This window comes from Streptomyces flavochromogenes (assembly GCF_000717595.1).
GTDB classification, from domain to species: Bacteria; Actinomycetota; Actinomycetes; order Streptomycetales; family Streptomycetaceae; genus Streptomyces; species Streptomyces flavochromogenes.
In genome coordinates this window covers 84240-110865 of sequence record NZ_JNZO01000019.1, presented here as the reverse complement: position 1 = coordinate 110865, position 26626 = coordinate 84240, and the positions used below count along the sequence as shown (strand labels likewise).

General features: G+C 72.0%; 23 protein-coding genes. 13 read left to right on the top strand and 10 right to left on the bottom strand.

Annotated elements, in window-relative coordinates; all coding sequences use genetic code 11:
• Nucleotides 1-30 precede the first annotated feature (30 nt).
• Both IF00_RS0124315 and IF00_RS0124310 read left to right on the top strand, forming a co-directional pair.
• Nucleotides 31-2358 carry a hypothetical protein gene (locus IF00_RS0124315; protein ID WP_209439792.1) on the top strand — a complete coding sequence of 776 codons (2328 nt, stop codon included), beginning with the start codon at nucleotides 31-33 and terminating at the stop codon, nucleotides 2356-2358.
• Nucleotides 2359-2411: 53 nt separating this feature from the next.
• Nucleotides 2412-2756, top strand: a complete 345-nt coding sequence (locus IF00_RS0124310; protein ID WP_051820588.1) for a hypothetical protein — start codon at nucleotides 2412-2414, stop codon at nucleotides 2754-2756.
• Here IF00_RS0124310 and IF00_RS0124305 read toward each other — a convergent pair whose 3' ends face one another.
• Nucleotides 2757-4562, bottom strand: a complete 1806-nt coding sequence (locus tag IF00_RS0124305; protein WP_030321373.1) for an NHL domain-containing thioredoxin family protein — start codon at nucleotides 4560-4562, stop codon at nucleotides 2757-2759.
• A 178-nt stretch (nucleotides 4563-4740) separates the two neighbouring features.
• Here IF00_RS0124305 and IF00_RS0124300 point away from each other — a divergent pair, with 178 nt between their 5' ends.
• A complete protein-coding gene (locus IF00_RS0124300) occupies nucleotides 4741-5232 on the top strand; it encodes an LURP-one-related/scramblase family protein (RefSeq protein ID WP_030321371.1) in 492 nt (163 codons plus the stop codon).
• Between the two features lie 12 nt (nucleotides 5233-5244).
• On the opposite strand, the gene IF00_RS0124295 is transcribed toward IF00_RS0124300, so the two are convergent.
• Nucleotides 5245-6492: a trans-sulfuration enzyme family protein gene (locus tag IF00_RS0124295; protein WP_030321369.1), complete on the bottom strand. Its 1248-nt coding sequence runs from the start codon at nucleotides 6490-6492 to the stop codon at nucleotides 5245-5247.
• A 63-nt stretch (nucleotides 6493-6555) separates the two neighbouring features.
• On the opposite strand from IF00_RS0124295, the gene IF00_RS0124290 reads away from it, so the two are divergent.
• The 5 genes from IF00_RS0124290 (at nucleotide 6556) to IF00_RS0124270 (ending at nucleotide 11681) form a co-directional block, all read left to right on the top strand.
• The gene (locus IF00_RS0124290; RefSeq protein ID WP_030321367.1) at nucleotides 6556-8070 is read left to right on the top strand and encodes an aminotransferase-like domain-containing protein; all 1515 of its coding nucleotides are present in this window, start codon (nucleotides 6556-6558) and stop codon (nucleotides 8068-8070) included.
• A gap of 101 nt (nucleotides 8071-8171) precedes the next feature.
• Nucleotides 8172-8612: a hypothetical protein gene (locus IF00_RS0124285; RefSeq protein ID WP_030321365.1), complete on the top strand. Its 441-nt coding sequence runs from the start codon at nucleotides 8172-8174 to the stop codon at nucleotides 8610-8612.
• A 14-nt stretch (nucleotides 8613-8626) separates the two neighbouring features.
• Nucleotides 8627-10084, top strand: a complete 1458-nt coding sequence (locus IF00_RS0124280; protein WP_030321364.1) for a hypothetical protein — start codon at nucleotides 8627-8629, stop codon at nucleotides 10082-10084.
• A 48-nt stretch (nucleotides 10085-10132) separates the two neighbouring features.
• Nucleotides 10133-10741 (top strand): hypothetical protein, encoded by a 609-nt coding sequence (locus tag IF00_RS0124275; protein ID WP_030321362.1) that lies wholly within the window; start codon nucleotides 10133-10135, stop codon nucleotides 10739-10741.
• Between the two features lie 88 nt (nucleotides 10742-10829).
• Nucleotides 10830-11681 carry a hypothetical protein gene (locus tag IF00_RS0124270; RefSeq protein ID WP_030321361.1) on the top strand — a complete coding sequence of 284 codons (852 nt, stop codon included), beginning with the start codon at nucleotides 10830-10832 and terminating at the stop codon, nucleotides 11679-11681.
• A 377-nt stretch (nucleotides 11682-12058) separates the two neighbouring features.
• Here IF00_RS0124270 and IF00_RS0124265 read toward each other — a convergent pair whose 3' ends face one another.
• Nucleotides 12059-12856 (bottom strand): carbon-nitrogen family hydrolase, encoded by a 798-nt coding sequence (locus IF00_RS0124265; protein WP_030321359.1) that lies wholly within the window; start codon nucleotides 12854-12856, stop codon nucleotides 12059-12061.
• A 155-nt stretch (nucleotides 12857-13011) separates the two neighbouring features.
• On the opposite strand from IF00_RS0124265, the gene IF00_RS0124260 reads away from it, so the two are divergent.
• Nucleotides 13012-13839 (top strand): maleylpyruvate isomerase family mycothiol-dependent enzyme, encoded by an 828-nt coding sequence (locus IF00_RS0124260; RefSeq protein WP_030321358.1) that lies wholly within the window; start codon nucleotides 13012-13014, stop codon nucleotides 13837-13839.
• A gap of 134 nt (nucleotides 13840-13973) precedes the next feature.
• Here the strand turns inward: IF00_RS0124260 and IF00_RS0124255 are convergent, their stop codons facing one another.
• From IF00_RS0124255 to pdhA, 6 genes are all read right to left on the bottom strand, one after another.
• Nucleotides 13974-15290, bottom strand: coding sequence for an MFS transporter (locus tag IF00_RS0124255; protein ID WP_030321355.1), 1317 nt, complete (start codon nucleotides 15288-15290; stop codon nucleotides 13974-13976).
• Complete coding sequence (locus tag IF00_RS0124250; RefSeq protein WP_030321354.1) at nucleotides 15287-15940, bottom strand: GntR family transcriptional regulator; 654 nt, start codon at nucleotides 15938-15940, stop codon at nucleotides 15287-15289. Before IF00_RS0124250 ends, IF00_RS0124255 begins: the two co-directional genes overlap by 4 nt.
• Nucleotides 15941-16007: 67 nt before the next feature.
• The gene (locus IF00_RS0124245; RefSeq protein WP_030321353.1) at nucleotides 16008-16478 is read right to left on the bottom strand and encodes a hypothetical protein; all 471 of its coding nucleotides are present in this window, start codon (nucleotides 16476-16478) and stop codon (nucleotides 16008-16010) included.
• Nucleotides 16479-16559: 81 nt separating this feature from the next.
• A complete protein-coding gene (locus IF00_RS0124240) occupies nucleotides 16560-17990 on the bottom strand; it encodes a dihydrolipoamide acetyltransferase family protein (RefSeq protein WP_051820594.1) in 1431 nt (476 codons plus the stop codon).
• 31 nt (nucleotides 17991-18021) lie between these two features.
• Nucleotides 18022-19002: an alpha-ketoacid dehydrogenase subunit beta gene (locus tag IF00_RS0124235; RefSeq protein WP_030321349.1), complete on the bottom strand. Its 981-nt coding sequence runs from the start codon at nucleotides 19000-19002 to the stop codon at nucleotides 18022-18024.
• Nucleotides 19003-19004: 2 nt separating this feature from the next.
• A complete protein-coding gene (pdhA, locus tag IF00_RS0124230) occupies nucleotides 19005-20183 on the bottom strand; it encodes a pyruvate dehydrogenase (acetyl-transferring) E1 component subunit alpha (RefSeq protein ID WP_030321347.1) in 1179 nt (392 codons plus the stop codon).
• Nucleotides 20184-20521: 338 nt separating this feature from the next.
• On the opposite strand from pdhA, the gene IF00_RS0124225 reads away from it, so the two are divergent.
• From IF00_RS0124225 to IF00_RS0124215, 3 genes are all read left to right on the top strand, one after another.
• Nucleotides 20522-21181, top strand: coding sequence for a response regulator (locus IF00_RS0124225; RefSeq protein ID WP_030321346.1), 660 nt, complete (start codon nucleotides 20522-20524; stop codon nucleotides 21179-21181).
• Between the two features lie 178 nt (nucleotides 21182-21359).
• Nucleotides 21360-21812: a pyridoxamine 5'-phosphate oxidase family protein gene (locus tag IF00_RS0124220; RefSeq protein WP_030321344.1), complete on the top strand. Its 453-nt coding sequence runs from the start codon at nucleotides 21360-21362 to the stop codon at nucleotides 21810-21812.
• 132 nt (nucleotides 21813-21944) lie between these two features.
• The gene (locus IF00_RS0124215) at nucleotides 21945-22943 is read left to right on the top strand and encodes a phosphotransferase (protein ID WP_051820593.1); all 999 of its coding nucleotides are present in this window, start codon (nucleotides 21945-21947) and stop codon (nucleotides 22941-22943) included.
• 37 nt (nucleotides 22944-22980) lie between these two features.
• Here the strand turns inward: IF00_RS0124215 and IF00_RS0124210 are convergent, their stop codons facing one another.
• Nucleotides 22981-24597, bottom strand: coding sequence for a protein kinase domain-containing protein (locus IF00_RS0124210; RefSeq protein WP_037638963.1), 1617 nt, complete (start codon nucleotides 24595-24597; stop codon nucleotides 22981-22983).
• Between the two features lie 275 nt (nucleotides 24598-24872).
• Between IF00_RS0124210 and IF00_RS0124205 the strand changes: the two genes are divergently transcribed.
• Nucleotides 24873-26552 (top strand): protein kinase domain-containing protein, encoded by a 1680-nt coding sequence (locus IF00_RS0124205; RefSeq protein ID WP_030321337.1) that lies wholly within the window; start codon nucleotides 24873-24875, stop codon nucleotides 26550-26552.
• Nucleotides 26553-26626 lie beyond the last annotated feature (74 nt).

Here is a 26626-nt window from a genome sequence, read left to right as displayed (position 1 = left end):
CACTGCCTCTCCATCAAGGAGGTCACCACCGTGTCCACAGGCCCGACCACCACTCTCACTCTGGACGTCCCCTGGGAAGGGGAAACCGTCCAGGTTGCCAACATCGCCCGCCAGCTCCCCCAGGAGCCGACCGCCGAGCAGCAGAGCGCCGTCCTCTCCGCCGCGCTGAGCAACCCGGGGATTCAGCTTCCGGACGGCGCCTGGGCCGCCATAGCCCGTGCCACGACCCACCCCGACGCCCTGGCCGTCCAGCTCCGCCCCACCCCGAGCGACCCCACCGGCATCCTCATGGCCGAGAACGTCGAGGGCGCCACACTCCGCTCGGCCGGGACCCGCGTCCTGACGAGTGAGCTGTTCCCCGGCATCCAGCCACGCACCGGCATGTCGGTCATGGAGGTCCCCGACCCCCAGGTCCAGGGCCTGACCCACGACGGACAGCCGAGCGCGATCGTCGAGTACCGCTACGAAAGTTTCGCCCACCTGCGGGATCACATGTGGCAGACCATCAACTCCACGCTGTCGATCAACAGCTACGCCCAGTCGATCCTGACCCGGTCGGTGACCCGCAACCTGATCGTCCATCCGGTCAGGATCACGTTCGAGGACGGCACCGATCCGGTCGAGGTGCTCGTGGTACGGGACGGCATCACCCGGCTCGCGAGCACCTGGTCCGTGTACGCCGGGCCGGGCGAGGAACCGAGCACCGTCGCCACGACGGCCACGGACGCTCTCCTCGGCGGCATCTCGGTCGCCTCAGCCCAAGAAAACGGCTCTGACCTGGGAAAACGTCTGGCGGACTCCCGAGCGTCATGGCGAGCGAAGCTCCGGGAGGAGTTCGACGCGGAGATCAAGGGAGAGGTGCCCGGACCGCGCGCTGCCCAGATCTTCCAGTCCTACGCCGTGCCGGCTCAGATCGCCGTCGGCGTCGACGGGCACACGGGGCGTCTGCTGTCTCCGGAAGACCTCTTCGACGACGCCATCCGCTCCGTACTCGCTTCGATCCACGTCGAGTTCAGGCAGTGGGACACCGCCGCCCAGAACGTGGAGGTCATCACGCGTGCGCTCAAGCGAGTCATCCAGATCGGAGATCCTCGCTGGAGCACCTCCGACCTCCAGGACGTGTACGGGCTCGCTGTCGGCCGCATCCCCGTGGCCGACCTCCCTGAGGTGTTCGGCAGCACCGGGCGCCCTCCGGGCACCGCACTCTGGCGCGCCGTCTACTTGGTCAGCGCCCTGACCAAGCCCGACCTGCTTGAGGCGCTCAAAGACCAGGCCAAGGCCATCAAGGGCGGCAAGCGTATGGCCATGAAGGCCTTCGGCGGCCTGCTCGGACCGATGATCGACCTGCCGTGGCGCTCGCGGAAGAGCCTGGTCACCAAGACCGCGCGCAACGCGTGGAGCAACGGCGGCGTGCTTGCCGCCGTGGTCACCGGCGAATGGGATCCCGTGCCCACGGACGACTTCACCACGCTGGTGGAGCCGGCCCTGCTCGGGGACGTCAACGCCCGCTGCACGCTGGCCGTGGCCGGCGGTGTGGCGCTGATCGCGGACAAACTGCTCACGCGAAACGTCGGCTCGTCGCTCGACGCGCCGAAGGAGAAGAGCGGAGTCCCGTTCCGGGCCGACACCAGCGTCGTCATCGAAGGGCTGTCCCGTGAGGGCAACGAGCTGGGCCTCTGGACCCTGGCGACAGCCGCCAACACCTTCCGGGCCGACGACCTGCCGCTGAACTCGGTCACCAGGCAGAGCCTCACCGGGAGGGAGACGGCCGAGTCCGACGAGAAGCCCTACGCCTACTTCCAGGTCGATCTGACGGCGGAGGACAAGATCGCGCGGACCGCGGACGGCGTTCCGGTGCTGCTCTACGAGTGGGACGTCGTCGCCGCGTCCGACCCGGACCGAGTCAAGAAGCCCGTGGTCCCCGGCCCCGCTCCCGCCACCCAGCAGGCTCCGTCCTCCTCCCCCTCTAACGAGGAGGGCGGCTCGGACGCCGATCCGGACTGGATTCCCGAGTTCGAAGGACAGTTCCCCGAGGACGGCACCCCGGCCTCCGGCGCCATTCCCCCGCCCAGGACCTTCGACACGCCCGTGCCCCCGAGCCAGCGGGCGGCCGAGCACCGCAAGGATCTGCGCCTCCATGTGCTGGCTGCCCGGGACGCCATGGACCGCCTCCTCGCCCTGGAGCCGGAGGTCGGCGAGCACACCCCGCTCGCGCCACTGAGCACGCTCGACGACCTCCACAAGCTGCTCCTGGGCATCCAGACCGACGTGGAGAACCTGCGGCGCAGGACCCCGGCCGACGACCTGGGCGAGGATCCGTACGACGTGGTGGACGACGAGGACACCTACGCGGAGTAGGCGGCCCCGGTCGCGAAACATCCGCGAAAGGTGCCGCTTGGCAGGGTCGCCTCATGCATCGTCATGAGGGGCCCTCCCGGGGCAGGTTCTTCGCGGGTGTCGGGGGCGCCGTCGTGGTCGCCACGGCGGCGGCGGGGGTGTTGATCGGCACGTACAACGACCGGCCGCCGTGGGGGACGGACATCGCCTACGAGGGCGGCTTCATCATGGCGTCCCGGATCCGCGGGTACGACGTGGACGGCTCGCGGACGAAGGCGCTGCTCGCCGGGGAGTGCGCGCTCATGGAGCGGCAGGGCATGGGCGGCGACCGGGCCGTGCACGACCCGGCCGCCTGGGTGGACGGGTGCCTGGACGCCGCCGCCGGGCGGCCGTCCAGGCATCAGGGTCTCGTCCGCTGACTACGCGTCCATACCGGCCAGGATCAGCGGCAGCCGGGACACACCCGCCTCCGTGATCTTCACCGGGACGCCCCAGTCCTGCTGGTGGACGTGGCAGGCCGGGTACTCGTTCGCCGGGTCGTCGTCGCAGGACGCGGCCATGGCCGAGACGTGCAGGACGCCCTCGGTGAGCTCGGGGTCGAGGTCGAGCTCGCGGAAGAGGTCCGTGCCCGTGCCCTCGCCCGCGAGGAGCAGTTCCGGCGGGGTCGAGGAGACCAGGAGGCGGGTCGAGGGGCCGTACCGCTCGTCCAGCTTCTGGCCGGTGGGCGCCTGGAAGACCACGTCCAGACGGAGGCGGCCCGGGGCGACCTCGGTGGCCTCGCGGCGGGTGCGGTGGGCGACGGCCTCGACCCGGACGGCCTCCTCGGGGAGACGCAGCCGGGTCAGCCGGTGCCGGGCGGACTCGACGACCACGATGTCGCCGTCGACGAGGACCGCGTCGCTGGGCTCGCGCAGGTCCGTGGCGAGCGTCGTCACCTCGCCGGACGCCGGGTCGTAGCGGCGCAGGGCGTGGTTGTACGTGTCGGAGACCGCGACCGAGCCGTCCGGGAGGGCCGTCACGCCCAGCGGGTGCTGGAGCAGGGCCTGGCCGGCGGCGCCGTCGCGGTGGCCGAAGTCGAAGAGTCCGGTGCCGACGGCGGTGTGGACCACGCCCTCCGTGTCGACCCAGCGCAGCGCGCTGGTCTCGGAGTCGGCGACCCACAGCCGGTCCTCGGTGGCGGCGAGCCCGGAGGGCTGCGCGAACCAGGCCTCGGCGGCGGGCCCGTCGACGAGCCCCTCGTTGGTGGTGCCGGCCGCGACCTCGACGGTCTTGGTGGCCGGGTCGTACGTCCACAGCTGGTGGACGCCGGCCATGGCGATCCACACCTTGCCCTGCCACCAGGCGACGTCCCACGGCGAGGACAGGTCGACGTCCAGGGCGGGCCCGGACGTGGGGGAGCCCTGCCACCACTGCTTCCCGGTGCCGGCGATCCGCTCGATCGCGCCGGTCGCCGGGTCGAGGACGCGCAGGGCGTGGTTCACGGTGTCCGCGACGACGACGGTGCCGTCGGGCAGCTGCGTGAGGCCCTGCGGCTCCCGGAAGACGCCCTCGCCGATCCGCCGTACGACGGTCTCGCCGTCGGCGGCCAGCTCGACGAGCTGGTGCCGGGTGGTGTCGGAGACCAGGAGGTTCCCGGAGGGCAGAAGGATCGCCTTGCCCGGGAAGCGCAGGTCGGTGGCGACGGGCTCGGGCGCCACGTACGGTCCGTCGCCGCGCCGCAGGGTCCCCTTGGCCTCGTGCTCGGCCTCCAGCTCCTCGACGAGCGTCCGGATCGCGTTGGCGTGCCCCTCACCCGCGTGCTGGGCGACGACGTACCCCTCGGGGTCGATCACGACGAGCGTCGGCCACGCGCGCACGGCGTACTGCTTCCACGTCGCGAGCTCCGGGTCGTCGAGGACGGGGTGGTGCACCTCGTACCGCTCGACGGCGTCGACGACGGCCTGGTGCTCGGCCTCGTGGACGAACTTCGGCGAGTGCACGCCGACGATGACGAGCGTGTCGCGGTGCTTCTCCTCCAGGTCGCGCAGCTCGTCGAGCACGTGGAGGCAGTTCACACAGCAGAAGGTCCAGAAGTCGAGCAGAACGATCTTTCCTCGCAGGTCGGCGAGGGTCAGATCGTCCCCGCCCGTGTTCAGCCAGCCACCCTTGCCGATCAGCTCGGGGGCGCGGACACGGGCACGGCGGGACGCGGGCGCGGGAGTGGGCGCCGAAGCGGCATCGTTCATGGTTCAAGCTTGCCATCCGGGTGTGAATGCCGGATCACGCGTGTACGTCGGGGGTGCCGTGCGGATGGCCGACCCGGTGTTTCGGGTGAACACGTCAGGGTGAGATCCCCGGGAGATCCGGGTGGGATCCGGGTGGGATCCGGGTGAGAGACACCGGACGCGCGGGCAGCATAACGGCGTGAAATATCTCGTACGGGACAAGATCTTCGCGATCGGCGACGACTACTGGATCGAGGACGAGCAGGGCCGCCACGCCTTCCTCGTCGACGGCAAGGCCCTGCGCCTGCGCGACACCCTGGAGCTGAAGGACCCCGACGGGCAGGTCCTGATCACCCTGCGGCAGAAGATGTTCAGCCTGCGGGACGCCATGACGATCGAGCGCGGCGAGCGGCCGCTCGCGACCGTCCGCCGCAAGCGGCTCTCGCTGCTGCGCAACCACTACCGGGTGACGCTGGTCGAGGGCACGGAGCTCGACGTCAGCGGCCGGATCCTGGACCGGGAGTTCACCGTCGAGTACGAGGGTGAACTCCTGGCCCACATCTCCCGGCAGTGGTTCCACGTCCGCGAGACCTACGCGGTGAACGTGATCCGCGAGGACGCGGACGCCGCGCTGCTCGTCGCTGTCGCGGTGTGCGTGATCCGGATGGCCGAGCGGGAGCGGGAGGACTGACGCGGCGGACGCCTAGACGGCCTTCTCCAGCGCCTGCTCCAGGTCCGCCCACAGGTCCTCGACGTGTTCGATGCCGATGGAGATCCTGACCGTGCCGGGGCCGATCCCCGCCGCTTCCAGGGCCGTCGCGTCGAGCTGGTGGTGGGAGGTGGAGGCCGGGTGCATCACCAGGGTCTTCACATCGCCGAGGGAGACGCTGAGGGAGGCGAGCCGGACCGCCTCGACGAAGGTGCGGCCCGCCTCCCGGCCACCCGCCAGGTCGACCGAGATCACGCCGCCTCCCCCGTCGGGCAGCAGGCGCGCGGCGATCGCCCGGTCCGGGTGGTCGGCGAGGGCGGGGTGGCGTACGGCCGCCACCGCCGGGTGCGCGGCGAGCCTGGCCGCCAGATCGGCGGCGCTCGCGCACTGGCGCTCCATGCGCAGGGAGAGGGTCTGCATGCCGCGCAGGGTGAGCCAGGCGGCGAACGGGTCGGTGGACGCGCCCTGTTCGACCGCGTGGTGGCGGATCCGCCCGTACAGCCCGGCGTCCTTGAAGACGGCGAGGCCGCCGAGGACGTCCGCGTGCCCGGACAGGTACTTGGTCGCGGAGTGGATGACGATGTCGGCGCCGTGGTCGAGCGGCCGGAAGAGGAGCGGCGAGGCGAAGGTGTTGTCGACGGCGACCGGGACCCCGGCCTCGGCGGCGACGGCGGCGAGCGCGGGCACGTCGGAGACCCGGGTGGTCGGGTTGGCGATGGTCTCCAGGTAGAGCAGCCGGGTCTCGGGGCGCAGCGCCGCCCGGACCTCCTCCGGGTCGGTGCCGGAGACGTAGGTGACGTCGACGCCCCAGCGCGTGGCGAGGTCGGTGAGGACCGCGTACGTGCCGCCGTACAGGCAGGTCTGGGCGATGACGTGGCCGCCGCTGCCGAGCAGGCCGAGGAGGACGGCGTTCACCGCGCCCATGCCCGAGGCGAAGGAGACGCCGGCGGTGCCGCCTTCGAGGCGGGCGACGGCGTCCTCGAGGGTGCGGACGGTGGGGTTGCCGTGGCGGCTGTAGAGGAAGGCCTCCGTGGAGGTGAAGGCGGTGGCGAGGGCGTCGGCCGAGTCGAAGGCGAAGACATGGCCCTGGTGGAGCGGGACGCCGAGGGGCCGGCTGCCGGTGATCTCCACGTGCGGGGGGTGGACGGCGAGGGTCTCGGGGCGGGGAGACGACGAGGAGGCGGCCGTGGGGGAGGCCGTGGCGGGGACTGCGGACACGGCGGACGTGGAGTCGGTGCTCATGAACTCAGTCTGTGGACAGCGCGTTTGTCTTCCCAGGTCCAATCCCGGCAGATTGGTTCGGCCATGAAGCCAATCGCCCACTCTCCTGATCCCGACGACCTCGTCTCGCGGCTCGGCCGCTGGTCCGCCGGCCGCGGGCCCCTCTACCTGCTGCTCGCGGCCCGGCTGCGCCGCCTCGTCGACGAGGGTGCGCTGCCCCCGGGCAGCCTGCTGCCGCCCGACCGGCGGCTCGCGAAGGCCCTGGCCGTGGGCCGTACGACGGTGGTCGCGGCGTACGACACCCTGCGCCAGGAGGGGCGGCTCGTACGGCGGCAGGGCAGCGGGACCCGGGTCGCGCGGGCCGCGCTCGCGCCGGCGGCGGCCGTGGCGGGGGACGCGCCCCGCGTGACGGAGACGTCCAACCCGCTGTTCCTGCATCTCCTGGAGGCGCCGGACGACGTCATCCTGCTGAGCTGCGCCGCCCCCGCGGAGCCGCCGCCCGAGCTGGCGGAGGCGTACCACTCGCTCGTCCTGCCGGGCGGGGACCTCGGCTACCACCCGGCCGGTCTCGGCGTACTGCGGGAGGCGGTGGCCGCGCGGTACGCCGGGCGGGGCGTTCCGACCGGACCCGGGCAGATCCTGGTCACCACCGGTGCGCAGCAGGGGCTTTCCCTGCTCGCCCGGCTGCTGTTGGCGCCGGGGGACGGGGTGCTGGTGGAGGCGCCGACGTATCCGGGGGCGCTCGATCTGTTCCGGGAGGCCGCGGCCGTGCCGCTGCCCGTGGCCGTCGGGCCGGACGGGCTCGACGTGGCGGAGGCTGTACGGGTGATGGAACGGCACCGTCCCGCCCTGGCCTACGTGGTGGCCCGCTTCCAGAACCCCACGGGCACCGTGCTCCCGCCGCTCGCCGGGCGCCGGCTCGTCGAGGCGGCGAACGCGCTGGGGGTGCCGCTCGTGGACGACGAGGTGCTGGCCGACCTGGCGTTCGGCACGGCGCGGGAGCCGCTGCCCCTCTCCGCGTACGGCGAGGTGATCGCCGTCGGTTCGCTCAGCAAGGTCGTGTGGGGCGGGCTGCGGATCGGCTGGGTGCGCGGCCCGGCGTCGCTGATCGCCCGCCTCGCCCGGCTGAAGGCCCTGCACGACCTGGGCTGCGACGTGCCGTCCCAGCTGGTCGCGGTGCGTCTCCTCGGCGATCTCGGGTCCGTACGGGCCGCCCGGCTGCGCACCCTCCGCGCGGGTCACGCCCATCTGCGCGGCGAGCTCGCCCGGCTCCTCCCGTCGTGGTCCTGCGCCCCGGCGACCGGCGGCCAGACCCTCTGGGTGCGGCTCCCGCACGGCGACGGCGTCTCCTTCGCCCAGGTCGCCCTCCGGCACGGGGTGGCCGTCCTGCCGGGTGCGACCGCCGATGCCCTCGGCGGCAGCGTCCGGCACCTGCGGCTGCATTTCCTGCTGCCGCCGGACGTGCTCACGGAGGCGGTACGGAGACTGGCGGCGGCCTGGGCGGAGTACGCGCCGGCCCTGGGAGCGGAGCCGGACGAGGAGGCGAAGGCGAAACCGGGCGGGAAACCGGGGGCGTCGCTTCAGGGCATCACGCTCTGACCAGGCAGGAGATATCCAGCCTTGCATCCCGGGCTTCACCACGGAAACATACGGTGCACCTGCAAAGTGATGATCATTCTTTCTCATGGGGGCGCAGCGGCATGGGTTTTGACGAGGACTGGGCCGGAATACGGTCCGGCGCGACCGAACAAGCCCCCGTCGGAATGCGGTTGAACCAGCTCGACGGCGGCGGCGGTGGCGGCCCGTCCGGCGGGCCGCCCAGCCTCGCTACCGCACCAGCAAAGAAGAAGGCGGCGGCAAACACCATCGAGAACGAGCTGGAACCGGACACGGCCAAGGCCGCCAAGGTGGCAGACGCCGCCACGACCGCCGCCGTCGGCGGCTTCGAGGGCTGGGCGACCGCGGCCGGCCTGAAGACGGTCGAGACCACCTGGGACAGCCAGGTGAAGACACTCCTCGCCCGCCTCGCCTCCGAGAAGACCGCCCTGCGCAGCACGGCGCTCACGTTCGGCCAGCAGGAGCTCGACAACCGGGCCCGTCTCGCCGGGGTCAGGCCGACCTCGCGCATCGAGCAGTACTGAGGGGGCGGACGTACATGCTGACGTACTCCGAGATCATGACGACCGACCTGGGCAAGCTCGCCACCACCGCCGACAAGTGGACCGAGATGGCGGGCGACCTGCACAAGGTGGAGGAGCGCTACCGCGACAGCGTCGAATCGCTGACGACCTCCCAGGCCTGGCTGGGCGAGAGCGCCACCGCCGCGCAGACCAACTTCGCGGCCACCCGCTACGAGTACCAGGCCGCCCAGACCCAGGCGAAGGCCACCGCGACGGTGCTGCGCAACGCCCACGAGCAGTTCACCGAGCTGAAGAAGCAGCTGGAGAACGCCCGCGCCGACGCCGTCAAGGCCGGGATGAAGGTGTCCGAGCAGGGCAGGGTCGCCTACGACTACGAGCGGCTCTCGCCGAGCGAGCGCAGCGCCCTGCACCACGACCCGGACGGCGCCAAGAGCGTGCGGGAGGCCGAGACGGCCTGGACCGAGCACATCGACGGCTGCGTCAAGGCCTTCGACCTCGCCGACCAGGACCTGAAGAAGGACCTGGAGGCCGTGGTCAAGGACGGCCAGGGCAACAAGAACGACGCCACCGCCGGCACCGGGTTCAACGGTGACGCCGGGAAGGTCGCCGCGGCCGACGACAAGGCCAAGGACGACCGGATGAACCTGGCCTGGCTGAAGATGAAGGACAACGAGACGCTCGACGACTACGTCCAGCGGCTTCAGCGCGACGGCCTCGCCAAGCTCACCGGCAACGAGAAACTGGCCGACCTGGTCGCGGGGTTCACCAAGGGCACCGTCACGGCGGGCGCGTTCGCGGGCGCCCTGACCGCGGCCGGCCTGTACTCGTACAAGCTGTCCAAGGCGATCCGGCCGCCGTTCGTCCACCCGACGGCGCCCGGCACCTTCCTGTCCAAGCACTTCAACATGCGGCTCGCGGGCGCGGCTCCCGGCAGCCTGCTCACCAAGATCCCGCCGGGCCTCGCGACCGCGCTGACCGGCTCGGACGAGGCCGCCATGCTCGGCGGGTTCATGCGCAACGGCGCCTTCTTCATGCCGACCGCCGCCGAGGCCAACCTCCTGAAGGTCGCGCAGAACGGCGGTCTCGCCAACGCCGCCAAGGCGGCCGGCGTGCTGCGCGGCGCCGGTGTCGTCGGCGGCGTCGCGGCCACCGCGTACGGCATCGCCAACCTCACCACGTACAACTCGGACATGATCAAGGCCGACCCGGCGAAGTTCGCCTCGGACCTCACCGGAACAGCCTTCAGCGCCTCGATGACGGCGCTGACCGTCGCCCCGAACCCGGTGACCCTCGGCCTCGCCGTCGGCACCGGCGTGGCCTACGGAGCCGCGCTCATCTGGGACAACCACGAGGCCATCGGGAAGGGTATCGAGGAGGCCGGGGACTGGATCGGCGACAAGGCGTCCGACGTGGGCTCCGGGATCGCGAGCGGAGCGAAGAAACTGGGCAGTGCCCTGAACCCCTTCGACTGACGCCGACCGCGAGACCCGAGATCCCTGAGACCGAAGAGGAATCCGTTCATGCACACCCAGGTCAGCCCGTTCGAACTCCACGCCTGGAAGGAGGGGAACCGGCACAACTACAGCGCGGGCTGGAAGGGGGTCTCGCCGGAGTTCGGCGAGATCACGCTGACGGCTCCCCTCCCCCGCACCAACCCCGAGACGCTCGTCTCGGAGGTGCGCGGCGGGCTGCTCCCCGTGGCCTCGTTCGAGGCCCGCGGGATGCATGCCGAGGGGCTCAAGCTGCCGACCCTGAACCGGTCCACGCTGCGGGTCGGCGACCGGATGGTGTACGTCTCGCGGAACCGATTCGGCGCCACGCTCGACCAGCGCGCCCTGGAGATGAAGTACGCGGGCGACCAGTACCGGCTCGCGGCCCTCGACAAGAACGCCTACGTCCTGACCCGCGAGCCCGACGACGAGGACCCCGGGGTCCGGATGACCGTCCGCGAGACCGGGCGCGGCAAGAACCGCCGGCTCTCCGTGCGGGTCGAAGGGCGCGCCGAGGGCGGGGACCTGGCCCTCGGACTGATCTTCGCGGGCGTCGACCGGTCGACCCTGACCCGGATCGGCGCGGTGAAGGCGGGCATCTCCCGCGTGACCCACTTCTGGACCGAGGCGACGTACTGATTCCCCGCCCCCGGACCCATCCGTCCTGCCCGCCCTGCCCGCCCTGCCCGCCCTGTCCGCCGTCCCCGCCTACCCGAGTGAGCGACACATGCCTTCCTTCGACGTGACCCGATCCCGTTTCCGGCTGGCCGACGACGAGGTCTTCGTCCTCGCCCAGCTGGCGACCGGTCAGCCGGTCCCGGAGTCCATGGCGCCCGCCGAGGCGCGGCTCCGGGACGCCGGGCTCATGAGCGGGGCCGGGGAGCTGTCCACGCTCCTGCTGCCCCTGATGCAGACCCTCGTCAACCCCTCCGTGATCGTCTCCCTGGAAGCGGGCGGCCGGCAGGGCACCCTGCACCACGGGCTGCTCATCGGCGACGAGCACGTCGTCTGCCACGAAACCTGGCCGGGCGAGGAGGAGGCGGTCTACCGGCTCGTCGAGCCGCGGACCGTGGTGTGGACGCTGGCCGACCTGATCGCCCTGCGCCAGTCCGACGCCGCGGGCGCCGGCAACACCGAGGAGCAGGTCGTCGAGACCACCGTCGGCGTCCTGGAGGCGGGCCTCCAGGCCCTGGAGAAGGCCGCGTCGACGCCCGGCGCGGACGAGCGGTCCCTGGTCGTCGAGGCGCTGCGGGCGGCCGGAACGGCGGAGGGCACCGCCACGCGGCTCTCGCAGCTGATCGTGGAGGTGCGCTCCAACTGGCGGATGACCGCGGCCTGGCAGGGCCGCCAGGACGGGGTGCCGGGTGTGACGGCCCGCGCGGTCGCCGCCTGGGACTGCGGTCCGCTCGGATACTGGCTGCGCGAGCTGCCCGCCGAGCCGATGGCGGAGGGCGGGGCGGCGGCCGGCAGCCCGTTCCGGCTGCGCCGCGTCGCCCCGAAGCGGATCTGGCAGGAGCTGACGGGCCTGCTCCCGGACGAGTCGGAGATCGTCCGGCGGGAGGCCCCGGCACAGCCGTAGCGGCCTGCGCGGCGGAGCTCGTACGAGAAAAGGCACCGGCCCCACGTCGGCCCCCGCACCGACGGGGGCCGACTGCGGGGCCGGCGGCGCTTCCGGGGCCGGATCCCGGGCGGGGGTCCGGGCAGGCTCCCGGGTCGGGTCCCGGGCAGGGGCCGGGTCGGGTCCTGGTCGGGTCCCGGACTGTCTCCGGGGCCGCTTCCCGGGGCGGGAGGCGGCTTCGGGTCGGGCCCCGGGGCAGGGTCCCGGGTCGGGTCCGGGGCGGGTCCAAGTCGGGTCCCGGACTGCCTCCGGGGCCGCTTCCCCGGGCGGGAGGCGCTTTCGGGTCCGGGTCCGGTCAGGGACTGCTTCCGGGCCGGGCCCCTGTGGCTCCCGGCCCCTCAGCCCCGCTTCGGCGGTGCGATTCCCAGCACGCGGTCCTTCAGCGCCGGGAACTGTTCGCGGGTCGCCGTGACCTTCGCCGGGTCCAGGACCACCCGGAGGGTCTCCTCGTCCGGGCCCGCCTCGGCGACGGTCTCGCCCCAGGGGTCGACGACGATCGAGTGACCGGCCTGCTCCACGCCCGCGTGCGTGCCCGCCGTACCGCAGGCGAGGACGTACGCCTGGTTCTCGACGGCACGGGCCCTGGCGAGCAGGCTCCAGTGGGCGCGGCGACGGGCCGGCCAGCCCGCCGGGACGACGAAGGCCTGGGCGCCCGCGTCGACGAGCCCGCGGAACAGCTCGGGGAAGCGCAGGTCGTAGCAGGTGCCGACGCCGACGGTGAGGTGCGGCAGGTCGACGGTGACCAGGTCCTCTCCCGCGGCCATCATCACCGCCTCGCCCTTGTCGAAGCCGAAGCGGTGGATCTTGCGGTAGGAGGCGGCGAGTTCGCCGTCGGGGGAGAGGACCAGCGAGGTGTTGTACAGCGCGCCGCCCTCCGCCTCGACGAAGGATCCGGCGTGGAGCCAGACCCCGGCGTCACGCGCGGCGGCGGCCATCGCGCGGTGCGTGGGGCCGTTCAGCGGCTCGGACTCGGCGGCGAAGGACTCGTACGCGAAGGCCCCCATGGGCCACAGTTCCGGCAGGACGACGAGGTCGGCGCGGCCGGATTCCTCCCGTACGAGACGGGCCACGCGGGCACGTCGGGCGTCGACCGGTTCGTCCGGGTCTACCGCGATCTGGATCAGCGAGGCGCGCACACTACCACCGTCCTGGCATTCGAGCCGTCAACACCGGCCTACGATCGTCACACGAAAGCACTGCCGGGGTGCCTTCGGGCAGCGTAACTTAGCGTCCGAGCCTCCCACCCAGTCGTGTTTTCAGCCCGCGCACCGAAGAACCGCCGAGGGGTCCCGTGACCGTCCATCCCAGCCTCCAGAACTACGCCGACGCCTGGACCCACTCCATCGAGGCGATAGCCGAGCTGGTGCAGCCGCTCGTGGAGGGCGAGTGGAACCGGCCCACACCGTGCCCCGGCTGGTCGGTGCGGGACATCGTGTCCCATGTGATCGGCATGGAGACCGAGATGCTCGGCGACCCGCGCCCGATCCACTCCCTGCCGCGCGACCTCTACCACGTACGCAGTGACTTCGCGCGCTACATGGAGGTCCAGGTCGACGTGCGGCGGCACCACACCGCGCCGGAGATGACGTCGGAGCTCGAGTACATCCTGATCCGCCGGGCCCGGCAGCTCCGCAACGAGAACCGCTCCCCCGAGCACCTGATCCGCGCGCCCCTCGGCGCCGAGCAGTCCCTGGAACTGGCGTACCGGATGCGCGCCTTCGACGTGTGGGTGCACGAGCAGGACCTGCGGGTCGCGCTCGGCACGCCGGGCAACCTGGACTCGGCGGGCGCGCACGTGACGCGTGACGTGCTTCTGGAGGCCCTGCCGAAGGTCATCGCCAAGGACGCGGGGGCACCCGCCTCTTCGGCCGTGGTCATAGACGTCAGCGGCCCGGTGGAGTTCCTGCGGACCGTACGGGTCGACGCGGAGGGCCGGGGTTCCATCGACGGCGCGCCCTCGCTGGGCCCCGCGGTGACGCTCGCGACGGACTGGGAGACGTTCGTGCGGCTCGCCTGCGGCCGGGTCCGGCCGGCCGATGTGGCCGACCGGGTCAAGACGGAGGGCGACGAGGCGCTGGCCCGGGCCATCCTCGACAACTTCGCGGTGACTCCGCGCTAGTCCGCGCCGCGGCGGTTCGACGCCCGGCGGTTCGACGTCCGGCGGTCGAGGTCCGGCGGTCGAGGTCCGGCGGTTCGACGTCCGGCGGTCGAGGTCCGGCGGTCGAGGTCCGGCGGTTCGACGTCCGGCGTTCCCTAGACGGGGACGTGCACGGCTTCCACCCTGCTGGCGACGAGCCGGTCCCGTTCCCTGCGGTGGGTACGGGCCTTGAGGCGCAGGATCTGCACGACCCCCAGGGCCTCCAGGACGAAGACCGACGAGAACGCGATCCGGTAGTTGTCGCCGGTCGCGTCGAGCAGCACGCCCACGGCGAGCAGCGTCGTCATCGAGGCCACGAAACCGCCCATGTTGACGATGCCGGACGCGGTGCCCTGACGCTCCGGCGGGTTCGCCGGGCGGGCGAAGTCGAAGCCGATCATCGAGGCCGGTCCGCAGGCGCCGAGGACCAGGCAGAGGGTGACGAGCAGCCACATCGGGGCGTGATCGCCGGGGTACGCGAGGGTGGTCGCCCACAGCAGCGCGGTCGCGGCGACGGTACCGAGGGCGAGCGGGGCGCGAGCCGTGTGGTGACGGGCGATGATCTGCCCGTACGCGAGGCCGACGACCATGTTCGACAGGACGACCAGGGTGAGCAGGGTCCCGGCGGTCGACCGGGACAGGCCCTGTGCCTCCACCAGGTACGGCAGTCCCCACAGCAGCAGGAAGACCATCGCGGGGAACTGGGTGGTGAAGTGCACCCACATGCCGAGCCGGGTGCCGGGTTCCCGCCAGGACTCGGCGATCTGACGGCGCACGAAGGCGGCGCCCGCGTGCGTGGCGGGCTGCGGCTCGTGTCCCTCGGGGTGGTCCTTGAGGAAGAGCAGCAGCAGGACCAGGACGACCACGCCGGCGAGGGAGCTGCCGACGAAGGTGGTGGTCCAGCCGAGGCCGTGCAGGGCGCGGGCGATGAAGACGGTGGAGACGAGGTTGCCGGCCATGCCGAAGAGCGCGGCGACCTGCCCGATGAGCGGGCCTCGGCGGGCCGGGAACCAGCGGCTGCCGAGCCGCAGGACGCTGATGAAGGTCATGGCGTCGCCGCAGCCGAGCAGCGCCCGGGAGGCGAGGGCGGTGCCGTACGACGGGGAGAGCGCGAAGCCCAGCTGGCCGAGGGTGAAGAGGACGACGCCGAGGGCGAGGACCTTCTTGGTGCCGAGCCGGTCGACCATGAGGCCGACGGGTATCTGCATGCCCGCGTAGACGAGCAGCTGGAGTATGGAGAAGGTGGAGAGCGCGGAGGCGTTGACGTCGAAGCGGTCGGCGGCGTCGAGGCCGGCGACACCGAGGGACGTACGGAAGATGACGGCGACGAAGTAGACGGCGACACCGACGCCCCAGACGAGGGCCGCCCGGCGGCCGCCGGGCGGATCGCCGGGGAGGGTGACGGCGGAGCCGTATCCGTTGCGGTTGCTCATCGGTCCTCGCCCCGGACCAGGACCTTGACCCAGCTGAGGTGCTGGCGGACGCAGTGCGCCGCGCCCTCGGCGTCGCCGGCTCTTATCCGGTCGAGGATCTCGGCGTGCTCGGTGATGTTCTTGGCGACGCGGTCGGGCTGGGACTGCATCACGGCGACGCCCATCCGCAGCTGACGGTCGCGGAGCTGGTCGTAGAGGCGGGAGAGGATCTGGTTGCCGGCGTGCTGCACGATCTCGGCGTGGAAGCACCGGTCGGTGACCGCCACCTCGGCGAGGTCCCCGGCGGCGGCACGCAGCTTCTGCTCCTCCAGGAGCTCCTCCAGCCGCTCGATGAGCGAGGCGGGGGCGGGCACGGCCCGGCGGACGGCGAACTCCTCCACGAGCAGCCGGGTTTCGACGACGTCGGCGATCTCCTGCGCGGAGACGGCGAGGACGAGGGCGCCCTTCTTCGGGTAGAGCTTGAGCAGCCCTTCCATCTCCAGCTTGAGCAGCGCCTCCCGGACGGGCGTCCGTGACACCCCTACGGCGAGGGCGAGTTCGCCCTCGGTGAGGAGGGTGCCTCCCTCGTAGCGCCGGTCGAGTACGGCCTGCTTGACGTGCATGTAGACACGGTCGGCTGCGGGGGCCTGCTTGGCCGGGGCGGAGGGCATGCGCACAGCATAGATACAACAGAGGTGCAACAGACCCCCCTGTCCGCATCCTGGAACGAGGGGGCGCCTACGGGAGCCTGTGGTCGTAGTAGTCCGCGCCACCGACGAGGACCGAGGTGACATGCACCGGGAGCCCGTCCGGCCGGCGCGGGACCTCCTGGGAGGTGCTGCGGGTGAAGCCGAGCGAGAGGCCGGGGACGAAGGGGGACTCGCCGTCCGCCCCGCGAGCCGGGAGGCCCCGCAACAACTCGTCGGCGGGGGTACGGAACACGTCGGCACCGTCCAGGAGGACCCGCGTCGCGGTCTCCCGGCCTTCCCCCGGCCACCACAGCTCGACGGCCGTGACCCTGTCCCGCTCCTCCAGGAGCACCTCGCCGCCGACACGGTCGCAGGCCGTCGAGAGGGTCACGAGGACGCGGTTCGGCCGGGTCCGCACCCGGGGCTCACCCCAGGGGGAGACGGCGGCCACCGCCTCGTCGAGCGTCATGCCGAGCCGCACGGGCCCGGCGCCGTGCGGAGGTTCGAGGAGCAGGTCCATTCCCCCACCCTTGTGGAAAGACGTCCGGCGGTGGCCGAGGCCACCGCCGGACGTTTCACGTGAAACGGGCCAAGCTGTCCGTCACGCCCAGCTGATCAGGCGCTTCGGCTGCTCCAGGATCGCGGCGACGTCCGCCAGGAACTTGGAGCCGAGCTCGCCGTCGACCAGTCGGTGGTCGAAGGAGAGAGCCAGCGTGGTGACCTGACGCGGCTTCACCTTGCCCTTGTGGACCCACGGCTGGAGCTTGATCGCACCGACCGCGAGGATCGCGGACTCGCCGGGGTTCAGGATGGGCGTACCGGTGTCGACGCCGAAGACGCCGACGTTGGTGATGGTGAAGGTGCCGCCCTGCATCGCCGCCGGGGTCGTCTTCCCGTCGCGGGCGGTGGAGATCAGCTCGCTCAGCGACGCCGAGAGCTCGGGCAGGGTCTGCGCGTGCGCGTCCTTGATGTTCGGCACGAGCAGACCGCGCGGGGTGGCCGCGGCGATGCCCAGGTTCACGTAGTGCTTGAGGACGATCTCCTGCGCCGCCTCGTCCCAGGCCGCGTTGATCTCCGGGTTGCGCCGGACGGCGACCAGGACGGCCTTCGCGATGAGAAGCAGCGGGTTGACCCGCAGGCCCGCCATGTCCGTACCGGACTTGAGCTCCTCGACCAGCTTCATCGTGCGCGTGATGTCGAAGGTCACGAACTCGGTGACGTGCGGGGCGGTGAAGGCCGAACCGACCATCGCCGCCGCCGTGGCCTTCCGTACGCCCTTGACGGGGATACGGGTCTCCCGGGCGTCGGTCGACACGACGGGAGCCGCCTGCGCGGCCGCCGGCGCGGCCACGGACTGGGCGACGGGCGTCGGGGCCGGGGCCTCGACGACCGGCGCGGGCGCCGGCGCGGCCGCCGCGTGGACGTCCGCACGGGTGATGATGCCGTCCGGGCCGGTCGGGGTGACCGTCGCCAGGTCGACGCCGAGGTCCTTCGCGAGCTTCCGGACCGGCGGCTTGGCCAGCGGGCGCCCGCCGCCCGGGCCGTGCCCGTTGAGCTGCTCCGGTACGGACACCGGGACGGCGACGGTCGCCGGAGCGGCCTGCGCCGGAGCGACGGGAGCGGCCGGAACCGCGCCCTGCGCCGCCTTGCGCGGGCGCCGCTTGGTGGAGCTGGCGGCCACGCCGTAGCCGACGAGGACCGGCGTGCGGCCCTTCGGCTCGGCCTCCTCCTCGGCGACCGGAGCGGGCGCGGGCGCCACGGCCTGGGCGACCGGAGCGGCCTCGGCCACCGGCGCCTCGGGCGCCGCCCCGCCGCCGACGTTCACCGAGATGATGACCTGGCCGACGTCGACCGTGGTCCCCTCGGGGAAGCACAGCTCGTGGACCGTGCCGTCGAAGGGGATCGGCAGCTCGACCGCGGCCTTGGCCGTCTCGACCTCGCACACGATCTGGCCGTCCTCGACCGTGTCACCGGGCTGGACGTACCACTTGAGGATCTCGGCCTCGGTGAGGCCCTCGCCCACATCGGGCATCTTGAATTCGCGGATCGTCACGGTGCTCTCCTCAGTACGCCAGCGAACGGTCGACGGCGTCGAGCACGCGATCGAGACCCGGCAGGTACTCCTCCTCCAGGCGCGCCGGCGGGTACGGCGCGTGGTAGCCGCCGACCCGCAGGACGGGGGCCTCCAGGTGGTAGAAGCAGCGCTCGGTGATCCGGGCGGCGATCTCCGCGCCGGAGCCGAAGAACACCGGCGCCTCGTGGACGACGACCAGGCGGCGGGTCTTCTCGACCGAGGCCTGGAGGGTGTCGAAGTCGAGCGGGGAGATCGAGCGCACGTCCACGACCTCGATCGACTTGCCCTCTCCGGCGGCGGCCTCGGCCACCTCCAGGCAGGTCTTCACCATCGGGCCGTAGGCCGCCAGGGTGAGGTCCGTGCCCTCACGGGCGACCCGGGCCTTGTGCAGCTCGCCGGGGATGGCATCGGTGTCGACATCGCTCTTGTCCCAGTAGCGGCGCTTGGGCTCGAAGAAGATGACCGGGTCGTCGCTCTGGATCGCCTGCTGGAGCATCCAGTAGGCGTCGTTGGAGTTCGCCGGGGTGACGACCTTGAGGCCCGGGACGTGCGCGAAGAGCGCCTCGGGGGACTCGGAGTGGTGCTCGACGGCACCGATGCCGCCGCCGTACGGGATGCGGATGACGATCGGCATCTTCACCGTGCCGAGCGAACGGGCCCGCATCTTCGCCAGCTGGGACACGATCTGGTCGTACGCCGGGAAGACGAAGCCGTCGAACTGGATCTCCACGACCGGGCGGTAGCCGCGCAGGGCGAGACCGATCGCGGTGCCGACGATGCCGGACTCGGCGAGCGGGGTGTCGATGACCCGGTCCTCGCCGAAGTCCTTCTGCAGCCCGTCGGTGATCCGGAAGACACCGCCGAGCTTGCCGACGTCCAGGCCCATGATCAGGACCTTGGGGTCGGTCTCCAGGGCCTTGCGCAGGGACTCGTTGAGCGCCTTCGCGAGGGGAAGCTTCTGAACAGCCATGATTACTCGGCCTCTCCGCCCTCGAAGGACGCCTGGTAGGCGGCGAACTGAGCCCGCTCCTCGTCGACGAGCGCGTGCCCGTCCGCGTACACGTTGTCGAAGATCGCCATGTGCTCCGGGACGGGCATGGCGCGGACGACCTCGCGGACGTGCTTGCCGAGCGCCTCGCTCTCCGTCTCCAGCTCCTCGAAGAAGGCCGCGTCGGCGTGGCCCTCGTTCTCCATGTACGTCTTGAGGCGCTGGATCGGGTCCTTGGCCTCCCACTCCTCGCGCTCTGCGTCGCGGCGGTAGCGGGTCGGGTCGTCGGAGGTGGTGTGGGCGGCCATGCGGTAGGTGTACGCCTCGATGAGCGTCGGGCCCTCGCCGCGGCGGGCGCGCTCCAGCGCCGACCGGGTCACGGCCAGGCACGCGAGGACGTCGTTGCCGTCGACGCGGACGCCGGGGAAGCCGAAGCCGCGGGCGCGCTGGTAGAGCGGGACGCGGGTCTGCTTCTCGATGGGCTCGGAAATGGCCCACTGGTTGTTCTGGCAGAAGAACACGACCGGGGCGTTGTACACCGCGGAGAAGACGAACGACTCGTTCACGTCACCCTGGCTGGAGGCGCCGTCACCGAAATACGCGATCACGGCGGAATCCGCGCCGTCCTTGGCGACGCCCATGGCGTAACCGGTGGCGTGCAGGGTCTGCGAGCCGAGAACGATCGTGTACAGGTGGAAATTGTTGGTGCTCGGGTCCCAGCCGCCGTTGTTCACACCGCGGAACATGCCGAGCAGGTTGGTGGGGTCGACCCCACGGCACCACGCGACGGCGTGCTCACGGTAGGTGGGGAAGACGTAGTCGTCGTCCCGCAGGGCACGGCCGGAGCCGATCTGGGCGGCCTCCTGGCCGAGCAGCGACGCCCACAGGCCCAGCTCGCCCTGGCGCTGGAGCGCGGTGGCCTCCGCGTCGAAGCGACGGCTGAGGACCATGTCGCGGTAGAGACCGCGCAGCTCCTCGGCGCTCAGGTCGATGTCGTAATCGGGGTGCTGGACGCGCTCTCCCTCGGGCGTCAGCAGCTGAACGAGCTCGGGCTCTGCGCCCTGCGCTGCCGGTGCCTTCTTAGCGCTTGCGGCGCTGGTGGTGCGCTTGGCGCCGCTGCTGCGTCGCGTCGTCTTGCGCGCGGCAGTGCTCTCCACGGTCACGTGCGTGCTCCTCCGTCGGTCCGGCCTCCGGGTTCGCCGGTAAGCCAGTGCGGCTCCGCCTTATCCGTACCCTTCGCACGGGGTGGGTGCGACGCGGCCGGAGTCGGGCGTGACAGGTGCCCCGGCGAGCGCCGTCATAGGCACGTTACCCATAGTGCAGCATTCCCGCGAAACCCCACTTGACCTGCGATTTTGCTTGGATTTCCAAGTAAATCGAGAAAAGGGGGACTCGCTGCTGGTCAGCGCATGGACAACGGCCCGACACCGTCGTCGGAACATCCGGCACGTTATCCCGCGCACCCCGGGCGCGGGAAGAGCCAATATGTGAGACTGGCAGCGTGCGCGAAGAAGGAAAAATCCGGGTATTTCTGCTGGACGACCACGAAGTGGTCCGGCGCGGCGTCCACGAGCTGCTCTCCGTGGAGAACGACATCGAGGTCGTCGGGGAGGCCGGGACGGCCGCGGACGCGCTGGTCAGGATCCCTGCGACCCGTCCCGACGTCGCCGTGCTCGACGTCCGGCTGCCCGACGGCAGCGGCGTGGAGGTGTGCCGCGAGATCCGTTCGCAGGACGAGGGCATCAAGTGCCTGATGCTGACCTCGTACGCGGACGACGAGGCGCTCTTCGACGCGATCATGGCCGGAGCCTCGGGTTACGTCCTCAAGGCAATCCGCGGCAACGAACTCCTGAACGCGGTACGGGACGTGGCGGCCGGCAAGTCGCTGCTCGACCCGGTGGCGACCGCCCGCGTCCTGGAGCGGCTGCGCGACGGCAACAATCCGAAGGGTGACGACAGGCTCGCCAATCTGACGGAGCAGGAGCGCAAGATCCTGGACCTGATCGGCGAGGGCCTGACCAACCGGGTCATCGGCGAGCGGCTGCACCTCGCGGAGAAGACCATCAAGAACTATGTCTCCAGCCTGCTGTCGAAGCTGGGCATGGAGCGGCGCTCGCAGGCCGCCGCCTACGTGGCGCGGCTCCAGGCGGAACGCCACTGACGTACGGCGGGGCCCGGAGCCCGTCGTGAGGCGTCGGTGACGCCGGACCGGCCGCTCGGACCCCTCACCCGTACGGGCCAGAGTGCGCCCGGCGGCCCCGATTCGGGACCTACGTCCCCGTGAGAGCGGGGCGGGGGCCCCTTTTCCGACACGGTGCCGGTGGCGGAGAGTGGATGCCATGTCCACCGACGAGATCCGCGCCATCGAGTTGCTCAGCCGCGTGTCGTACGGCCGGGTGGCGACGAGCATGCGGGCGATGCCGTTCGTCGCCCCCGCCCGCCACATCGTGGCCGACGGGTGCGTCCTGCTCCGGCTGCACCGGGGCCTCGGCTACCACCGCGCCTGCAACGGCAGCGTCGTCGCCTACGGCGCGGACAACTTCAGCTCCGGATCCGCGAACCTCTGGTCCGTGCAGTTCACCGGCACCGCCGAGATCGTCGAGCCGACCGCGAAGGAGCTCGCGAACTTCGGTGCCGAGCCGGAACTGGTGGACGGCGAGGCCTTCGACCCGGTCTACATGCGGATCGAACCGCAGTTCGTGACGGTGCACGCGCTCGACTACGCGAACGAGACCCCGGTGACCCGGCCCGCCGCCCACTCCGTCCGGCGACACCTCCACCACGTAGCGTGATCTAACATCTGGCGGGTGCCGCGCTCATCTGAAACGCTCACCCCATCGGCCCAACCGCCCGCCCCGCGGACCGGTGGTCGACCGGGCGCGACCCGGCCCGCCGACGCCCCACCCGCTCCTCCGGTCGGTGCCCTGCTCCGCCGCCACCGGCACGCCGGAGAACCCCTCTCCTGCGTGCCCGTCGCCGAAGGGCTGCTCAACCGCGGCTTCCGCCTCTCCACCACCCGCGGCACCTATTTCCTCAAGCAGCACCTGGACGCCCCCACTGCCGACCGCGCCACCATCGTCCGCCAGCACCGCGCCACCCAGCGGCTGCACGCCCTCGGCCTGCCCGTCGCCCCGCCGCTGCCCGACGCCACCGGCCGCACGGTCGCCGTCGTCGACGGCCACTGCTACGCCCTGCACCCCTGGGTCGACGGCCGACACCGCGACGGCGCCCAGCTCTCCACCGGCTGCTCCCGGCGCCTCGGCACCCTCCTCGGACAGGTCCACACGGCACTGGACCGGGTCATGGAGCCCTCGGGGCCGGACGGGGCGCCCGAGACCGCCGACGACGGTGTCTGCGCCAGCGCCGACCTCCAGGACACCTTCCGGGCCATCGACGAGCTGATCCGCCTGGCCCGTGCCCACCGCCCCCGCGACAGCTTCGACGCGCTGGCCGAGCACCGGCTCAGGGAGCGCCGCCGGCTTCTCGCCCAGCACGCCCACCACCGGCCGCCGCCGGCCGCGGCCGTCGGCTGGGTGCACGGCGACTTCCACCCGCTGAACCTGCTCTACCGGGGCGCCGAGCCCGCCGCGATCGTCGACTGGGACCGGCTCGGGGTCCGTCCGAGGGCCGAGGAGGCGGTCAGGGCCGCCGCCATCTTCTTCGTACGGCCGGGGGGCGAGCTGGCCCTGGAGAAGGTCCGGGCGTACGCGCGCGCGTACCGGCGGGCGACCGGCGCCGACCGCGCCGAGCTGGCGGCGGCGGCGCACCGGGTGTGGTGGGAGCGGCTCAACGACTTCTGGACCTTGCGCTGGCGCTACCAGCTGCACGACCGAAGGGCCGACCCGCAGTTTCCCGCGGTGTCGGCCCTGGCGGTCTGGTGGACCCGCGAGTACGAGGCGGTGAGCGACGCGTTCGCGGGGTGAGGCGGGGTCCGGCCCGGGAAGCCCGGGCCGAGCCCGGTCAGCCGGTCTGGGCGCCGCCCGAGGGCGGCGGGTCCGAGTTGTTGCCGCCCCCGGTGGGGTCGGTGGGCGTATCGGTCGACGGCGTGCCCGTGGGATTCGTGGGCTGACCCGTCGGCTCCGTCGGCTCGTCCGTGGGATCCGTCGGCGGCTCGGTCGTCCTCGACGGCTCGGTCGTCGGCGGAGTCGTGGTCGGCGGCTGGGTCGTCGGCTCGTACGAGGTCGGCGGCGGCCACGGCGCCTCCGTGACGCCCCCGTCGCTCGTGCCCGAGTCGGTCGACGGCTGCTCGGAGGGCTCGTCCGAGGGCGTCGGCTCCTCCGACTGCGTCGACGGCGAGGTGCTGACCGTCGGCGTCGGTGTGCCGCCCTTCTGGTTGCCCGCGTCGCCCGCCTTGTCGAGGGCGTAGACGACACCGGCGACGACCGCGATCAGCGCGAGCGCGGCGAACAGCCAGATCTTGCCGCGGCGGCCGTTGCCACCGTTGTGCGAGCCGTACGAGCCGTCCTGGCCGTAGCCGCCGTTCCCGCCCGTACCGCCGTCGTAGCCGTACCCGCCGTCCTCCGGGTTCACCGGGGGAAGGATCGGGCGCTGCGCGGTCTCGCCGTGCATGGGGTGGCCCATCGCGGTCGTCGCGGCCATGCCGCCGCCCGGGGTGTGACCGCCGTCGTGCATCTCGACCGGCCCGGTGTTCCACGTGCCGGTGTGACCGCCCTGCTGCTGGAGCATCTGCAGGCCGTACTGGATGAGGCCGCGCATCTCCTCGGCGCTCTGGAACCGGTCGTCCGGGTCCTTCGCGAGCGAGCGCATCACCAGACCGTCCAGCTCCGGCGGCACGGACTGCGTGACGTCGGACGGCGGGACCGGGGCGTCCTGGACGTGCTGGTACACGACGGACAGCGGGGTCTCACCGGTGAACGGGGGCCGCAGCGCGAGGAGTTCGTAGAGGAGGCAGCCCGTCGCGTACAGGTCGGAGCGGTGGTCGACGGCCTTGCCGAGCGCCTGCTCCGGGGAGAGGTACTGCGGCGTGCCCATGACCATGCCGGTCTGGGTCATCGTCGACTGCGCGCCGTGCAGGGCACGGGCGATGCCGAAGTCCATGACCTTCACGGCGCCGCCGTGGGTGATGATCACGTTCGCCGGCTTGATGTCACGGTGCACGATGCCGTGCTGGTGCGAATAGGCCAGCGCCTCCAGGACTCCGGAGACGATGATGAGGGCCTGCTCGGGCCCGGGGGCCTCGGCGCTGAGCAGCAGGTCGCGGATCGTGCGTCCCTCGACCAGCTCCATCACGATGTACGGCACGGGCCGGCCGGCCACGAGGTCCTCGCCGGAGTCGTAGACCGCGACGATGGCGTGGTGGTTGAGCCCGGCGACCGACTGCGCCTCGCGGGTGAAACGGGCCTTGGAGACCGGGTCCTCGGCGAGATCGGCGCGGAGGAGCTTGACCGCGACCGTGCGGCCGAGCCGTACGTCCTCGGCGGCGAAGACCTCCGCCATGCCGCCGCGCCCCAGACGGTGCGTCAAGCGGTAGCGGCCGTCGCCGACGACTCCGCCGACGCCCCAGGACTCCGCCGACGACTCCGGCACACCGCCGCCTGCTCCGGATTCGGGTGCCATCAGTCCTCGCCGTCGTCTGTCGTGCCGTGTCCAGTCGTCACGCTACAGGCTCCGTACGACACCACGGTCCGAGATGGACCGGCCATCCAACCCCTTCCACGTACACCTGTGCAAATTCGGCAGGATTCCTCCGCCCCCGCGGAAACGGTTCGGGGAACCTTCCTGTGCGGAGGGTCACGGAACGGGCACCTGGCTTGACGTGTCACTGCCCTCGGGCAGACTTGGCCAGGAAATTCCGGATCAACGCCGCCACGCGCGCGTAGGGGGAAGCACAGATGAGCCAGGACGGCGCACAGGGCCGCTATGCGGGCGGTTCGGTCGCGGGCGGCCGGTACCAGCTGCGCGACCTTCTCGGCGAGGGCGGCATGGCGTCGGTCTACCTGGCCTACGACAGCGCGCTCGACCGCCAGGTCGCCATCAAGACGCTGCACACCGAGCTCGGCCGGGAGCAGTCCTTCCGCGAGCGCTTCCGCCGCGAGGCGCAGGCGGTCGCGAAGCTGTCGCACACCAACATCGTCTCGGTCTTCGACACCGGCGAGGACACCCTCGACGGCGCCGTCATGCCGTACATCGTCATGGAGTACGTGGAGGGGCAGCCGCTCGGCTCCGTCCTCGCCTCGGACATCCAGCAGTACGGCGCGATGCCGGCCGACAAGGCGCTGAAGGTCACGGCCGACGTGCTCGCCGCCCTCGAGGTCAGCCACGAGATGGGCCTGGTCCACCGCGACATCAAGCCCGGCAACGTGATGCAGACCAAGCGCGGCGTGGTCAAGGTCATGGACTTCGGCATCGCGCGGGCCATGCAGTCCGGCGTCACCTCGATGACCCAGACCGGCATGGTCGTCGGCACCCCTCAGTACCTCTCCCCCGAGCAGGCCCTCGGGCGCGCGGTGGACGCCCGCTCCGACCTCTACTCGGTCGGCATCATGCTCTTCCAGCTGCTGACGGGCCGGCTGCCCTTCGACGCCGACTCCCCGCTGGCGATCGCCTACGCGCACGTGCAGGAGGAGCCGGTCGCCCCGTCGACCGTCAACCGGGCGGTGACGCCGGCGATGGACGCGCTCGTCGCCCGCGCGCTGCGAAAGAACCCGAACGAGCGGTTCCCGAGCGCGGCCGCGATGCGCGACGAGTGCCTCCGGGTGCTCTCCGCCGGTCAGACCGGTGCCCCGATGATCGTCCCCGGCGGTCCCGTCAGCAGCGGCTCGGGTGTCGGCTCGGCGGTCTTCCCGCCCGTCGGCCAGACCCCGCCGCCGGCCCCGCAGTCCGGACCGCACGGGGTGCAGCACCCCTACCAGCCGCCGACGCCGCAGCCGGGACCGTACGGTCCGGCCACCCCGGCGCCCGCCCCTTCGTACGGCTACCCGCAGCAGGCGCCGACGCCCGCTCCGGGGTACCAGACCCAGGCCCCCGCCCCACAGGCCTCCTACCAGGCGCCCGCCTCCGCGCCGTACGCCCCGGTGCACACGCCCGTGCCCTCCCCGGCGGGCGGCGGTTCGCGGCGGAACATGCCGGTGATCGTGGGCGCGGCCGTCGTCGCGCTGCTCGCGATCGGCGGCGTCATCGCGGCCGTCAACCTGGACAAGGACGACGACCCCCAGGCCGGTGCCACGGGTGGCACGGGCGGCACGGAGACCCAGCAGAGCCAGTCGGCGGCCCCCGGCCACAAGGGCCCGGACCTGACCAAGACGATCGACCCGAAGAAGTGCACCCAGCCGACCGAGTCGAGCGACGACCCCGCGAAGTTCGAGGTCCCCAACTTCACCTACAAGAACATCCAGTCGGTGAAGGAGTGCATCCAAGCGGCCGGCTGGAAGCTCATGACCCAGCGTCCGGTGGACGAGGCGACGTACGGCGAGGGCACCGTCCTCGAGCAGTACCCGCCGGCGGGCCAGGACATCGAGGCCAAGGACGCCGAGTTCACCCTCACCATCTCGACGGGCGACCCGGGGCAGTAGGGCGGGCCTGCCCCCGCTCCCGGACCCGTCCGTGTTCCCGGGGGCTCGCCCTTACTCCTCCTGACGCTCCTTTA